Origin of the sequence: Bradyrhizobium sp. STM 3561 (assembly GCF_045571455.1) — a bacterium.
Taxonomy (GTDB): Bacteria; Pseudomonadota; Alphaproteobacteria; order Rhizobiales; family Xanthobacteraceae; genus Bradyrhizobium; species Bradyrhizobium vignae.
In genome coordinates, this window is record NZ_CP120695.1 from 6321968 (window position 1) to 6334968 (window position 13001).

Annotated in this window: 12 protein-coding genes and 1 pseudogene; 8 read left to right on the plus strand and 5 right to left on the minus strand. The window is 64.7% G+C overall.

Annotation, left to right across the window (positions count from 1 at the left end; translation table 11 throughout):
• Nucleotides 1-31: 31 nt before the first annotated feature.
• Nucleotides 32-1030 carry a cobaltochelatase subunit CobS gene (gene cobS / locus P6U28_RS30060; RefSeq protein WP_122400559.1) on the minus strand — a complete coding sequence of 333 codons (999 nt, stop codon included), beginning with the start codon at nt 1028-1030 and terminating at the stop codon, nt 32-34.
• A gap of 297 nt (nt 1031-1327) precedes the next feature.
• Between cobS and P6U28_RS30065 the strand changes: the two genes are divergently transcribed.
• The 5 genes from P6U28_RS30065 (at nt 1328) to P6U28_RS30085 (ending at nt 5724) form a co-directional block, all read left to right on the plus strand.
• On the plus strand, nt 1328-1987 hold the full coding sequence (locus tag P6U28_RS30065; protein WP_129144467.1) for a DedA family protein: 660 nt from the start codon (nt 1328-1330) through the stop codon (nt 1985-1987).
• A gap of 281 nt (nt 1988-2268) precedes the next feature.
• Nucleotides 2269-3270: an ABC transporter substrate-binding protein gene (locus tag P6U28_RS30070; RefSeq protein ID WP_129144466.1), complete on the plus strand. Its 1002-nt coding sequence runs from the start codon at nt 2269-2271 to the stop codon at nt 3268-3270.
• Nucleotides 3267-4046 (plus strand): ABC transporter permease, encoded by a 780-nt coding sequence (locus P6U28_RS30075; protein WP_122400556.1) that lies wholly within the window; start codon nt 3267-3269, stop codon nt 4044-4046. The genes P6U28_RS30070 and P6U28_RS30075 overlap by 4 nt, the downstream gene beginning before the upstream one ends.
• 107 nt (nt 4047-4153) lie before the next feature.
• Complete coding sequence (locus P6U28_RS30080; RefSeq protein WP_407120388.1) at nt 4154-4906, plus strand: ABC transporter ATP-binding protein; 753 nt, start codon at nt 4154-4156, stop codon at nt 4904-4906.
• Nucleotides 4907-4998: 92 nt separating this feature from the next.
• Nucleotides 4999-5724, plus strand: a complete 726-nt coding sequence (locus P6U28_RS30085) for a Crp/Fnr family transcriptional regulator (protein WP_129144465.1) — start codon at nt 4999-5001, stop codon at nt 5722-5724.
• Here the strand turns inward: P6U28_RS30085 and atzF are convergent.
• Together atzF and P6U28_RS30095 are read right to left on the minus strand one after the other, a co-directional pair.
• Nucleotides 5721-7106, minus strand: a complete 1386-nt coding sequence (atzF, locus tag P6U28_RS30090; protein WP_129144464.1) for an allophanate hydrolase — start codon at nt 7104-7106, stop codon at nt 5721-5723. The genes P6U28_RS30085 and atzF overlap by 4 nt on opposite strands.
• Before the next feature lie 111 nt (nt 7107-7217).
• A complete protein-coding gene (locus P6U28_RS30095; RefSeq protein WP_407120390.1) occupies nt 7218-8432 on the minus strand; it encodes a citrate/2-methylcitrate synthase in 1215 nt (404 codons plus the stop codon).
• 73 nt (nt 8433-8505) lie between these two features.
• On the opposite strand from P6U28_RS30095, the gene P6U28_RS30100 reads away from it, so the two are divergent.
• A complete protein-coding gene (locus tag P6U28_RS30100; protein ID WP_129144462.1) occupies nt 8506-9600 on the plus strand; it encodes a citrate synthase/methylcitrate synthase in 1095 nt (364 codons plus the stop codon).
• 101 nt (nt 9601-9701) lie between these two features.
• Here the strand turns inward: P6U28_RS30100 and P6U28_RS30105 are convergent, their stop codons facing one another.
• Entirely contained in the window at nt 9702-10334 is a 633-nt protein-coding gene (locus P6U28_RS30105) for a J domain-containing protein (RefSeq protein ID WP_129144461.1), read from the minus strand.
• Nucleotides 10335-10461: 127 nt separating this feature from the next.
• Here P6U28_RS30105 and P6U28_RS30110 point away from each other — a divergent pair, with 127 nt between their 5' ends.
• Both P6U28_RS30110 and P6U28_RS30115 read left to right on the plus strand, forming a co-directional pair.
• Entirely contained in the window at nt 10462-10731 is a 270-nt protein-coding gene (locus P6U28_RS30110) for a BolA family transcriptional regulator (RefSeq protein WP_129144460.1), read from the plus strand.
• 191 nt (nt 10732-10922) lie between these two features.
• Nucleotides 10923-11683: pseudogene (locus P6U28_RS30115) on the plus strand (IS5 family transposase).
• Nucleotides 11684-11692: 9 nt separating this feature from the next.
• On the opposite strand, the gene P6U28_RS30120 reads toward P6U28_RS30115, so the two are convergent.
• Nucleotides 11693-12997 carry an HlyC/CorC family transporter gene (locus P6U28_RS30120; protein WP_122400551.1) on the minus strand — a complete coding sequence of 435 codons (1305 nt, stop codon included), beginning with the start codon at nt 12995-12997 and terminating at the stop codon, nt 11693-11695.
• Nucleotides 12998-13001: the final 4 nt, after the last annotated feature.

Sequence of the window (13001 nt, forward strand, 5' to 3'; positions counted from 1 at the left end):
CGTCCCGAAGGGCGGGACGACATCTCAAACCTCAGCTGAGCGCGACGTTCACCGCCGATTCCGGCAGCTCCGCGTTGAAGCAGCGCTGGTAGAACTCGGCGACCAGGGGGCGTTCGAGCTCGTCGCACTTGTTGAGGAAGGTGACGCGGAACGCAAAGCCGATATCGCCGAAGATGTCGGAATTTTCCGCCCAGGTGATCACCGTGCGCGGGCTCATCACCGTCGACAGGTCGCCATTGGCGAAGGCGTTGCGGGTGAGGTCGGCAAGGCGCACCATCTTGTTGACGATGTCGCGGCCCTCCTGGGTGCGATAATGCTTGGCCTTGGCCAGCACGATCTCCACTTCTTCGTCATGGCTGAGATAGTTCAGCGTGGTGACGATCGACCAGCGGTCCATCTGGCCCTGGTTGATCTGCTGGGTGCCGTGATAGAGGCCCGAGGTGTCGCCGAGGCCGACCGTATTCGCCGTGGCGAACAGTCGGAATGCCGGGTGCGGCTTGATCACCTTGTTCTGGTCCAAGAGCGTCAGGCGGCCCGAGACTTCCAGCACGCGCTGGATCACGAACATCACGTCGGGACGGCCGGCGTCGTATTCGTCGAACACCAGCGCGACGTTGTTCTGCAGCGCCCAAGGCAGGATGCCGTCGCGGAATTCGGTGACCTGCTTGCCGTCGCGGACCACGATGGAGTCCTTGCCGACGAGGTCGATGCGGCTGATGTGGCTGTCGAGGTTGACGCGCACGCAGGGCCAGTTCAGGCGGGCGGCGACCTGCTCGATATGGGTGGATTTGCCGGTGCCGTGATAGCCCGTCACCATCACGCGGCGGTTCTTGGCGAATCCGGCGAGAATGGCGAGCGTGGTGGCGCGGTCGAAGCGGTAGTCGGAATCGACTTCGGGCACATGAGGATCGACTTCGGAATAGGCAGGGACTTCGAGATCACTATCGATCCCGAACACCTGGCGCACCGACACTTTCATGTCGGGCAGACCGGAAACTTCCTCAACTTTGGACAGGGCGGCGGTCGTCATCAATCCTCCGAGGTCCCGGGCGGTCCCGAAACCGGTTATTCGCACGTTGGCTGCGGCTGGGTGCTGGACAGCAACCTATCAGAGACACGGGACGGGCAGAAGCCCGCCCTCCAATCAAAGTTCCATTGTCTTTTCATTGAGATAGGCAAGGAACGCAGATTTTGGAGGGCTGCGTTGCGAATCACGCCCGCATTTCGCACCCGGGAGGACCGGCCCAACCTATGCGAATGGCAAATTTCGCCGGTTCTCCTTATGTAGGGTCCACTGCCCCGCGCGCCAGCCCGCCACAGAGACGACGTGACGTCCTTCCTCGATCCTCTCATCTCCTTCGTCTCGGCCCATGCGTGGCTGGGCTATCTGACCCTGTTCCTGGCGGCGCTGCTCGAAGCCGTTCCGGTGGTTGGATCGGTGATCCCCGGCTCGACCATCATCCTGGCGCTGAGCGCCCTCGTGCCGGGCGGCGAGCTGCAGCTGCCGTGGGTGCTGCTGGCGGCGGCGCTTGGCGCGGTGTTGGGTGACGGGTCGGCCTATTGGATCGGGCACCGGCGGCAACGCGAGATCCTCAACACCTGGCCGCTGACCAATTATCCGCGCGTGGTCGCGGAGAGCGAAAGCTTCTTCAACCGCTTCGGCACCTGGGCCGTGTTCTTCGCCCGCTTCGTGCCGCCGATCCGCGCCTTCGTGCCCGTGACCGCCGGCGCGCTGGGCATGGCCCCCACGAAATTCTACGCAGTGAACGTTCCCGCGATCCTGCTCTGGGCGCCGGCGCATGTGCTGCCGGGCGTGCTCGCGGTGTCGGCCTTCCACCAATATTTCGGGGTGCCGCACGCGGGGCATCCGTTCAAGCATGTCTGGATTCTAACCGTCGTTGGGATTGCAATCATTGTCGGCGCTGCAATCTGGACCATCCGCCGCCGGCACGGCAGCGCAGTCGCGGAAGCCAAACCACGGGCCTGATGGCGCGATGCCCGGCGTCCGCTCGCGGCCGCGACCTTGCTCCTCTCGAGCACGACTGCCGAATAGCTGAGGACCGCGGGCCGGACAGCACGCCGCACAAGAGGCGGGCAAACAGAGCTTTCCGCTGCCCAAATTGCGATCCGCTACGGCTCCGCGATGCGCAAATGTTCGTCAGCGGAACACGTTGTCGATTAATTGCTTCACGGCGCATCGCCTTCGGATGACCCTCCTCCAATCACAGGCTGGCCGTTGCGGCCGCCGACATGACCGGAGGTGGTTGCATGCGCGCGAAAACAGCTCTTCGCATGGTCTCGTTTGCGATCTCGGCCTGTGCGGGCATCTTGAATCCGGCTTGCCAGGCCGCGGCCGAGGAGGTGCTGAAGGCACGGCTTGCGCAGAACCTCGCACCGATCTCGGCCCTCGCGATCGTCGCCAAGGCGAACGGCCTCTTTGGCAAGCAGGGACTCGATATCTCGGTCTCGAATTTCACCAGCGGAAAACAGTGTCTCGACACGGTGATGGGAGGAGGCGCGGACATCGCGACGACCGCCGAAGCTCCGGTCACCGCGGCCGCGATGGCGCAGCAGCCGATCGCCTTCGTCGCCGGCATGGAGTACTCGGATCTGAAGACGATGACGGCGGCGGCCGCCGCAATCAGGACCAAAGCGGATCTGCGCGGCAAACGCATCGGCTTCACGGCTGGCACAGGGAGCGAGGTCTACACTTCGGCTCTGCTGAAGGCGGCGGGATTGACCGCCAAGGATGTCACGCTCGTCAACCTTCGCCCCCAGGAGATGCTTCCCGCTCTGGCGGCGGGGAGCATCGACGCGTTCGACACCTGGGAGCCGCACCTGGCGAATGCAAAGAAGGCGCTCGGCGAGGGCGCCGTCCTGCTCGATACCAAGGGGCTCTACTCGGAGAGCTTCAACATCGTCGTGACGCGGCCCTATCTGGAGGCAAACCCGGCAATCGTCAGCAAATTCCTGGCGGCTCTCATTGAAGCGGAAGGCTGGATGAAGTCCCATCCGGACGAAGCGATCGACATTGTCGCCGCCGCAAGTGGCATGAAGCGCGACGAGCTGGCGCCGATCTGGTCGGATTACGTCTATCGCGTGCGCCTCGACGACAAGCTGCTCGAGACGCTGAAGACGCACGCGGCCTGGCGGCTCGAGACCGGCAATCACCCGCCGGGGGCGGGGATGCCTGATTTCTCGAAGGTCATTGTGGCGGCGCCGCTGAAGGCGCTTGATCCCGCACGTGTGACACTGTCGGCCAATCCATGAGCACCGGCGGGCACAACCGCGCGACGGCGGCCGGACGTCTGAGCATGCTTCTCGGCGCGCTTTCCGTGCCAGCCTTCGTCGGCGTCTGGGAATTGATCGCGCGCTCCCGGATCGTCAATGCGGTGCTGTTCCCGCCGCCGTCGACGGTCGCTGTCGCCATCCTTGACTGGATCCACAGCGGGCAGTTTGTCGGCGACCTTTCCGCGAGCCTATTCCGCGTCACCATGGGCTTCCTGATCGGGACGACGGGTGGCATCATGCTCGGCGTGCTGACGGGCCGGTTCCGGCTGGTCTCGAGCCTGCTCTCGCCGCTGTTTCATATCCTCCGCCCGATCCCCCCGATCGCCTTCGTGCCGATCGTGATCCTCTGGTTCGGCTTGTCCGAGGCCGGCAAGCTCTTTCTGGTCGTCTGGGGCGTGTTCTTCACCGTATGGCTCGCGACCCATATCGGCGTTCAGAAGGTCGATCGCGGCCTCATTCGCGCCGCGCTGATGCTCGGCACGCCACGTCGGCAGATGCTCACGGAGATCGTCCTGCTGGGGGCGCTTCCCTACATCGTTGTCGGTCTGCGCACCGCCGTCAGCATCTCCTTTTACACGCTCGTCGCCGCCGAGCTGGCGGGTGCGTTCGCCGGCATCGTCTACCGGATCGAGATTGCGCAACAGAACATGCAGACCGGACAGGTCATGGGAGGGCTGGCGGCGCTCGGACTGCTCTCCTTCGTTGCCGATCGGTCCTTCGCGGCCATTGCCGAGCGCGCCGTATGGTGGCGATGATGCACACCCCGCTTCGCCCGACATCACCGCTCCGGCTCGTGGATGCTCAGCCGGAGCCTTCATCGACGGCGCCGGAAGCAATCATCCGGGTCGAGGATTTGAGCATCGTGTTCGATGTGCCGCGCGGCGCGGTCATTGCCGTGGACCGGGTGTCCCTGGCCGTGATGCCGGGTGAATTCGTCTCGCTGGTTGGTCCGTCGGGCTGCGGCAAGTCTACGCTCTTGAACGCGATGGCGGGCCTCGAACGGCCGTTCGAAGGCGAGATCACGGTCGCCGGCAAGCCGATGCTGGCACCTCGACCCGATATCGGGATGGTCTTTCAGCAGCCGCATCTGTTCCCCTGGAAATCGGTACGCCGTAACATCGCTCACGGACCGCGCGCGCTCGGCAAGTCGAAAACGGAGGCGCTTCGTATCGCCGACGACCTGATCGACATGATCGGGCTGACAAAATTCGCCAGCGCCTATCCGCATACGCTTTCAGGCGGCATGCAGCAGCGGGTGGCGATTGCTCGCGCCCTCGCGAACCAGCCGCGTGTGCTGCTCATGGACGAACCCTTCGGTGCGTTGGACGCGCAGACCCGGGCCGTGATGCAGGACAACCTGCTCGAGCTGCGCGACCGGATCAACGCCACGATCGTTTTCGTCACGCATGACATCGACGAAGCCATTCTCCTGTCGGATCGCGTGCTGATCATGAGCGCCGGCCCGGGCCGCATCCTGCGGGATCTTTCGGTGGCCCTGCCGCGCCCGCGCTCCAGCGCTATCTTGACCGACCCAGCCTATCTCGCGCTCAAGCGGGATTGCCTTGACCTGATCCGGACCGAAGGCCGCAAGGCGTTCGAGCAAATGGAGCGGTGACCTGAAGCGCGATGAGCTCGCTTCAATTTAGCCGCAGCGAGGGCTGGCATAGCTCTTGAATGGATCTGCTTCAGCTACGATGGAGCGGGCAGATGTCAGCGGCAACTCTCAAGGCGACGGCCGGGATCATGCTGGCGGAGTCGGATGCTCTGGTCAGATCGCTGCCGGGCTTGCTCGACCATCTGAGCGAGGCTGACCGGGGCCGTGTGCTGGCAATCGGTCGCCACCAGGTTCTGGACACCGGCAAGCATATCTGGCGCCAGGGAGAGAGCCAGAACGGCATATATCTGATCGAGTCCGGCCGGATCCGCAGCTATTACGCAGCACCTTCGGGGCGTGAGGTGACGCTCGCCTACTGGTTCGGCGGCAATTTCGTCGGCGGGCCGGACCTCTTCGGCTCCGGAGCGCATATGTGGTCTTCGGTTGCGATCGAGCGCAGCCGGCTCCTCTTTCTGCCTGGCCCCGCGCTGCGCGAGCTTGCGCTTCAGTCGGCGACCATCGCGGTAGCCCTGCTGGATGCGCTGGCCTTCAAGGCAAGGTGTTACTCGGCCATGGCGCAAATGCTCGGCACACGATCGGTGACCGAGCGGTTGCAGCGTCTGCTGATCTTTCTCTCGAATATCTACGGCTCGCAGCACGGCCGCGAGATCGTGCTCGGCATTCCCTTCACCCATGGCGATCTCGCCAACCTGATCGGAGCGACACGACAATGGGTGACGGTGCAGCTCTCTCGCATGCAGGCGAGAGGCATCATCCGCTACGACAGAGGTCTGATCGTCATTCTGAATTTGCGCGCGCTCGACCTCGAGATCGTCTAACCGACGCCGCGCGAATAGACGTTCAGTCCGAACAGAGCGCCGTCATTGTCCGGCTGCCATCGCGAGGCGAAGTCCAGGAGGGCGTGGTCGTGCCATGCGGGTGCCAGCAGAGTGACGCCCATCGGCATCCCGCTGGTGAGCGTCGCATTGGGAAGCGCCACCGCACACAGATCCAGAAGATTGACGGAATAGGAGTAGTGACCAAGACGCGTATTGAGCGTGACGGGGTCTTCCAGCATGTCCGCAATGGTGAAGGGACGCGGCGCTGTCGGCACGACCAGGACGTCGATCTGCTTGAAGAGGAGCTGGACCTGTCGGCGCAACTTCAGGAGACGATGTTGCGCCGCGAATGCGTCAGCCGCTGAAAATTGCGCCGCAAAATGCAGGACTTTGCGCGTGACCTCCAGCAGATCGCCATGATCGACGTCAAAGAGCTTGCTGATCGCCGCGTAGCGTTCGGCGATCCACGGTCCCGAGAACAGCATTTCGCCGGCCTCGGCGAAAGGCGTGAAGTCGATCTCGAGGGCCTCGCCTCCCAGTCCCACCAGTCTCCCGCAAGCCTGCTCGTAAAGCGCGTCGCATTCAGGCAACCCGAATGAATTGAGCTGAGAGGCGGAAATGCGCCCGAAGCGGAATTCCTGGGGGACAGCGGATGACCGGCCGCGCGCTTCGCGGCTGTAGGGATCCGCCTCGTCGAAGCCCTGGATGAGCTCCAGCAACAATTTGCCCTCGGTGACGGAGTTGCAGAAGATCGACGGACAATCGAGCGTGGGGCAGTTCGGAACGAGCCCGCGGGATGAGACAAGCCCGACCGTCGGCTTGATCCCGATGATGCCGTTGAAACCTGCCGGCACCCGACCTGAGCCGCCGGTGTCGGTGCCGAGTGAGAAGGCAACGTGACCGGCCGCCACGGCGACGGCCGAGCCCGAGCTCGATCCGCCCGCGACATAGCGATCATCGGCGGCGCTTGGGCAGGCGCCGTGAGGTGACCGGGCCCCGGATAGCCCGGTTGCGAACTGATCCAGATTGGTCTTGCCGAGACAGATTGCGCCCGCCGCGACGAGGCGCTCGACGCACTGAGCCGATCGCTCCGCAACATAGGCGAAGGACGGACAGGCCGCCGAGGTCGGCATGCCCGCCACGTCGATGTTGTCCTTCACGCCGAAAGGCACACCGAGCAGAGGCAGCAGTTCGCCCTGTGCGCTGCGCCGCGCGAGAGCCTCGGCCTCCGCCAGCGCCTCTTCCTTTGGCCTCACATGGATCCAGCAATTGCGGTGTTGGTCACGATCGATGCGCTCATATGCCGTCGCGAGGACCGAACTGAGTTCGGCCGAGGTACGAAGCGGGCGACTGCGGCGAGTTAGGGCGGCGGCTTGCGACACAAATGGCTCCCGGGGAGATCGAAGGTGCCACGAGCCTGCCCGGAGGTAGACCGGACGGAAAGCAATTAAGCGCTTCTGCTGCCGCCGTGAACCGGACCGCAAGTGGAGCGATCACGAACTCCCCGCCCGTCTCCCTGGCGCCGGCCCGACGTAGCGCGCCCTGGGCCGGATCAGCTTGCCGAACTGCAATTGCTCGCTGGCATGGGCGATCCAGCCGACACTGCGGGCCATCGCAAACAGTGCGAGCTCGCTGCCCGCCGGCAGGCGCAGGGCGTGCACGAGGACTGCGAGCGCATAGTCGATGTTGACGAACTCGCCGGTCGCTTCGGCGATCCGCTCGGGCACCTCGCGGGTGAATTTGCGCGGCGCGCCGGCGCGGGAGAGTGCGTTCAGCAGCGATTGCGCGCGGGGATCGCCGCGCTTGTAGACGCCATGGCCGAAACCCGCGAAACGCTCGCCGAGCGCGACGCGCTCGCGCACCATCGGCTCGACGTCGCGGTCGACCAACGTCTTGACCAGCTGCGAAGCCAGCACGCCGGCCCCGCCGTGCTTCGGCCCTTTCAACGCGGCGAGCCCGGCGATGACGGAGTCGTAGAGATTGAGGCCGGTCGACGCGGCGCAGCGCGCGGTGAAGGTCGAGGCATTCAGCTCATGATCGGCGAGCAGCACCAGCGCGCGGCGGATCAGGTCGGGCGCGTGCTTGTTGTCCGCCGCCCAGGCGCGCGCGACCTGCTGATGCAGCGGCTCGGCCGACGGCTCGGCGTTGAGCATGGTCGCAACCAGCAGGCGGACGATGCGCGCCCCGACCATGGCGCGGCCGTCGGGCGCTCGGGTGAAGGCGCGCGGATCGGCGCTGGCGGCGAGCGCGAGCACCGCGATGGCGCGGTCGATCGGCGCGGCGCGGTGCGCAGCCGCTGCGATCGTGCGCATCTCCTCGGACATCTCGGGCTGATTGTCCGGATCGAACGGATCGACGCCGGAGACGTCCCAGAGCAGCGTCGCGGTGTGCTCGAGCGTGTCGCTCTCGGAAAGATCGACGCAATTGACGCCGCGATAGATCGCGCCCTCCTCCGTGATGGTCGAAATCTCGGTGTCCATCACCGGCAGGTCGGCATCGAAGCTGCGCAGGCCGCGCGGTTCCGGCGGCACCCGGCGCTCTTTCAACGCGCGGACGTCCTCGGCGCGGTAGCGGTTCTTGCGCGAATCCGGCGTCGGCTCGGAGCGGATCAGGCCGCGGCTGACATAGGCATAAAGGGTGGCCGGGGAGATCGCGAGCTCGGCAGCGGCTTCCCGGGCGGACAGGTACAGCTCCGGAGAATTTTTCATATTGATTCATGTAATCAAGATTGATCAATCTGTCGAGAGGCCCGACCTTTCCAGTCGTGAAAGGAGACAGGCCATGAACATCCACCTCACCAAAAGCCAGATCGGGCTGGACGGCGTTCCCGCGGCTGAGACCGTGCTGAGCCACGTCGATGGCGAGCGCGGCGAGTTGATCATCGCCGGCGAGCATGTCGGGCGCCTCGCCGCCGAATCGAGCTTCGAGGGCGTCACCGCCCGACTCTGGAATGGCGCGAGCGGGACCAGCCGCAGCGAAGCCAATGTGCGGGCGAGCCTGGGCGCGGCGCGCGAGCGCGCCTTCGCGCGGCTGGACGAGTTGCTGCCGGCGACGCGCGGCATGGGCATTATCGACGGGTTCCGCGCAGCGGTCGCCGGGCTTCGCGCGGAGCACGGCCTGGAACATGAGGCGACCATCGTCGGCGCATTTCCGGTGATCGCGGGCGCGCTGGTCCGGCGCGCCAAGGGGCTCGAGCCGGTCGCGCCGAATCCGGACGCGAGCCATGCCGCGGACACGCTGCGCATGCTGCACGGACGCACCCCTGCGGCGCGCGAGGTCACCGCGCTCGATGCCTATCTCGTTACCGCCAGCGATCACGGCATGAACGCCTCGACCTTCACCGCGCGCGTGGTGGCCTCGACGCAAGCCGACCTGTTTGCCGCAGTGACCGCCGGCTATTGCGCGCTCACGGGTCCGCTGCATGGCGGCGCGCCGGAACCGGTGCTGGAAATGCTCGACGCAATCGGCTCGCGCGAGCGCATCCAGCCGTGGGTGGATGCGGCGCTGGCGCGTGGCGAGCGGATGATGGGATTTGGCCACCGCGTCTACCGGGTGCGCGATCCGCGCGCCGACGTGCTGAAGGCCGCGGTCGAGGCGCTCGCATCCAGCGGCACCGACCTGCCGTTCGCCGGCGAGGTCGAAGCCTATATTCGGCAAGCGCTGCGCAAGAAGAATCCGGATCGGCCGCTGGAGACGAATGTCGAGTTCTTCACCGCGATCCTGCTCGATGCGCTGGCGATTCCACGGCAGGCGTTCACGCCGATCTTCGCGGTGGCACGCAGCGCAGGCTGGACCGCGCATGCGCGCGAGCAGCAGCGGACCGGGCGCTTGATCCGGCCGAGCTCGTCTTATGTCGGGGCGATGCCGGAGGCGTGACGAAGTAGCCCCGCATGGAGCGGCAAGCGTAATCCGGGAAAGTCGTGGTTGTGAGAGAAAGGTCCCGGATTACGCTTGGGGAGAAAGGAAGCTGCGAGGCCCTACGCCTCCCGTACCACCGTCTTCAGATAGTTGTACGCCTTGATGATCTCGATCAGACGGTCTTCGGTGGAGCGGTCGCCGCCATTGACGTCCGGATGATGCTGCTTGACCAGCGCCTTGTACTTGCTCTTGACGTCGGCGAGCGTGGCGTCGGCGCCGAGGCCCATGACCTGAAGCGCCTTGCGCTCGGCGTTCATCACCTTGCGCGTCTCGGCCTTGGGCGCAGCTTCCGGGCCGCCGCGCCAGCTGGCGCGGCCGTTGATCTCTGAGAACATGCTGAACGGGTCGAAGGCGCCATCGATCTCGGCTTCCGATCCCTTCTTGCCGCCATTGGCACCCATCTTCCAGGTCGGACGATGGCCGGTCAGCGCATCCTTCTGGTAGCGCGCGACGGCCTCGGCATTCATGCCGGAGAAGAAATTGTAGTTCTGGTTGTATTCGCGCACGTGGTCCAGGCAGAAGTGCCAGTACTCGCGCTGGTTCTCGCGTCCCTTCGGCGCGCGATGGCTGCCCTTGTTCTGACAGCCGGCCCATTCGCAGGCGACCACGGTCTCGCGCGGCTTCGCTTCCGGTTTCGCGCCTCTCGGCTTGACGCGGATGGAGTCGAAGAACTTTGATGAATCGATCGGCATGGCTGACTTTGACTACGCAATGCACAAACCTTCAAGTCTTGACATTGCAATTCGCTGAGCACCCGGTCGCAGTGACCTCGGACGTCCGGGTATTGACGGGGTGCGATCGCACACCTTAATGGCACAGATGGCTATGAAAGACACTATCAGCAACAAGTTGCAGGAAGCTTTCACGCCTGAAAGCCTGCAAGTCGTCGACGAGTCACATCTGCATGAAGGCCACGCCGGCCATCGGCCGGGCGGTGAGACGCACTTCCGTGTGTATATCGTGTCTGCCGCCTTCAAAGGGAAGAGCCGGGTCGACCGCCATCGCATGATAAATTCGGCGCTCTCCACGGAACTCTCCGGCGGCGTGCACGCGCTCGCGATCCATGCGCAGGCGCCGGGGGAAGGGTGACTGCCGCAAATTCCGCTGTCATGCCCCGCGCAGGCGGGGCTCCAGTACTCCGCCGCACTAGTTAGGTCCGCCGCGGAGTACTGGATCGTCCGCCTGCGCGGACGACGACAGCGGTGGGGAGACTAGGGTCTGTACCTAATTAGCGATCTCTGATTCCTTCGCACCAAGTTGATTCGGGATGGGGGACTTCGGTGCGCAAAGGGCTGTTCTGGCTGAACGACAAGCAGTGGGCTCAGATCGAGCCGCATCTGCCAACGAACCAGACCGGCCCGGCGCGCGATGACGATCGACGCATCATCAGCGGTATCATTCACATGCTTCAGTGCGGCGCACGCTGGCGCGATTGCCCGCCCGACTATGGTCCTTACACGACGATCTACAATCGTTTCAATCGCTGGGCTAAGCGCGGACATTGGCAGGCGATCTTTGAAGCGCTCGCCCGCTGCGGCAAGGATGGCGTGACCTTGTCCATCGACTCCACCTCGATCAAGGCGCATCGCTCGGCGAGCGGTGGAAAAGGGGGGAGCATGAACAGGCGATCGGACGCTCGCGCGGTGGGCGGACCACGAAAATCCACGCGCTGAGCGACCCTGATTGCAGACCTTGCGCATTTCATCTCACTCCGGGACAAGACGCAGATATTGCCGCAGGGCCGGCCCTTTTGAAACTCGCGCCGCCCATGTCTGCCCTCATTGGGGACAAAGGCTACGATGGCGACGGCTTTCGCGCCGAAATCGCCAATCGCGGCGCAAAGCCCGTCATTCCAAACAAATCCAACAGGGTGACCCTCCACACCTTCAGCAAACGCGCCTACAAAGGGCGCAATGTTATCGAGCGCTGTTTCTGCCGGCTCAAGGATTTCAGGCGTGTCGCAACTCGCTACGACAAACTTGCCAGGAACTTCTTGGCTGCCGTGCACCTCGCCGCCATCGTCGCCTATTGGATCAATTGAGTCTGAACCCTAAAACGACGTCCCCGCCCTTCTCGGCTTTGCCTCTTCCAGCTCGGCCTCGCGCGGCACCGGCGAAATGCGCAGCGCGGTGATGCGGTTGCGCTCGCGGCGGAGGACGCGGAAGCGGAAGCCGTGGAAGGTGAAGCTCTGGCCGCGGTCGGGGATCGAGCGCGCCTCGTGAATGACGAGGCCGGCCACCGTCGTCGCCTCTTCATCGGGCAGGTGCCAATCCATGGCGCGGTTGAGATCGCGGATCGGCACCGAGCCGTCGACCACGACGGAGCCGTCCGGCTGGGCGCGCACGCCCGCCACCACGACGTCGTGCTCGTCGGAGATGTCGCCGACGATTTCCTCCAGGATGTCTTCCAGCGTCACAAGGCCTTCGACCTCGCCATACTCGTCGACGACGAGCGCGAAATGGGTTTTCCGCCGGCGGAACGCTTTCAGCTGTTCGGAGACCGGGCGCATCTCCGGTACGAACCAGGGCGGCAGCGCGATGGTGGAGACGTCGATGCGTGAGGTGTCGCCGTCGGAGGCGCGGATCGCGCGCAGCAAATCCTTGGCGTGCAGCACGCCGATGATGTTCTCCGGCTTCTCGCGCCAGAGCGGAATGCGGGTGTATTCGGTCGCCAGCACCTCGCGCACCAGCTCTTCCGGCGGCAGATCGGCGTTGATCATCATCATCTCGGTGCGATGGATCATGACGTCGGACACCTGGAGCTCACGCAGGTCCAAGAGACCGCCGAGCATGTCGCGGTCCTGCTTCTCGAACTTGCCCTCGTGGTGCAACAGATCGACCGCGCCGCGCAAGCGTTCGGTCGGAGACAGAATGGCCTGATGCTCGCCGGCCAAGCCAAACAGCCGCATCAGCAGGCGTACGATGACCTCGACCACTCTGAGCAGCGGGCCCAGCACATACATCGTCAGCCGCATCGGCCGCGCCACCGCGAGCGCGATGCGGTCAGGCGCGTTGATCGCGATGGTTTTGGGCAGCACCTCGGCGAAAATGACCACCAGCGCGGTCATCACACCGGTGGCATAGAGCACCCCGACATCGCCGAACCACGATGTGAAGATGCCGGTTGCGAGCGCGGATGCACCGATATTGGCGATGTTGTTGCCGAGCAACAGTGCGCCGATCAGGCGCTCGCGCATGTCGAGCAGGTCCGAGACGACGTCGGCGTCGCGATTACCCTGCTTGGAAAGCCTGAGCATGCTGGCGCGCGAGGCGCCGGTCAGCGCGGTCTCGCTCGCGGCGAAGAACGCCGAGACCAAGAGGCAGAGGACGACGATGGTGAATCCGAGCCAGTCCATGCAC

Coding starts and splice junctions, on each gene's coding strand:
- P6U28_RS30075 (WP_122400556.1), top strand. CDS start 3,267: ATGAGCACCGGCGGGCACAACCGCGCGACGGCGGCCGGACGTCTGAGC.
- P6U28_RS30095 (WP_407120390.1), bottom strand. CDS start 8,432: ATGAAAAATTCTCCGGAGCTGTACCTGTCCGCCCGGGAAGCCGCTGCC.
- P6U28_RS30120 (WP_122400551.1), bottom strand. CDS start 12,997: ATGGACTGGCTCGGATTCACCATCGTCGTCCTCTGCCTCTTGGTCTCG.
- P6U28_RS30085 (WP_129144465.1), top strand. CDS start 4,999: ATGTCAGCGGCAACTCTCAAGGCGACGGCCGGGATCATGCTGGCGGAG.
- P6U28_RS30070 (WP_129144466.1), top strand. CDS start 2,269: ATGCGCGCGAAAACAGCTCTTCGCATGGTCTCGTTTGCGATCTCGGCC.
- P6U28_RS30110 (WP_129144460.1), top strand. CDS start 10,462: ATGGCTATGAAAGACACTATCAGCAACAAGTTGCAGGAAGCTTTCACG.
- P6U28_RS30105 (WP_129144461.1), bottom strand. CDS start 10,334: ATGCCGATCGATTCATCAAAGTTCTTCGACTCCATCCGCGTCAAGCCG.
- cobS (WP_122400559.1), bottom strand. CDS start 1,030: ATGACGACCGCCGCCCTGTCCAAAGTTGAGGAAGTTTCCGGTCTGCCC.
- P6U28_RS30100 (WP_129144462.1), top strand. CDS start 8,506: ATGAACATCCACCTCACCAAAAGCCAGATCGGGCTGGACGGCGTTCCC.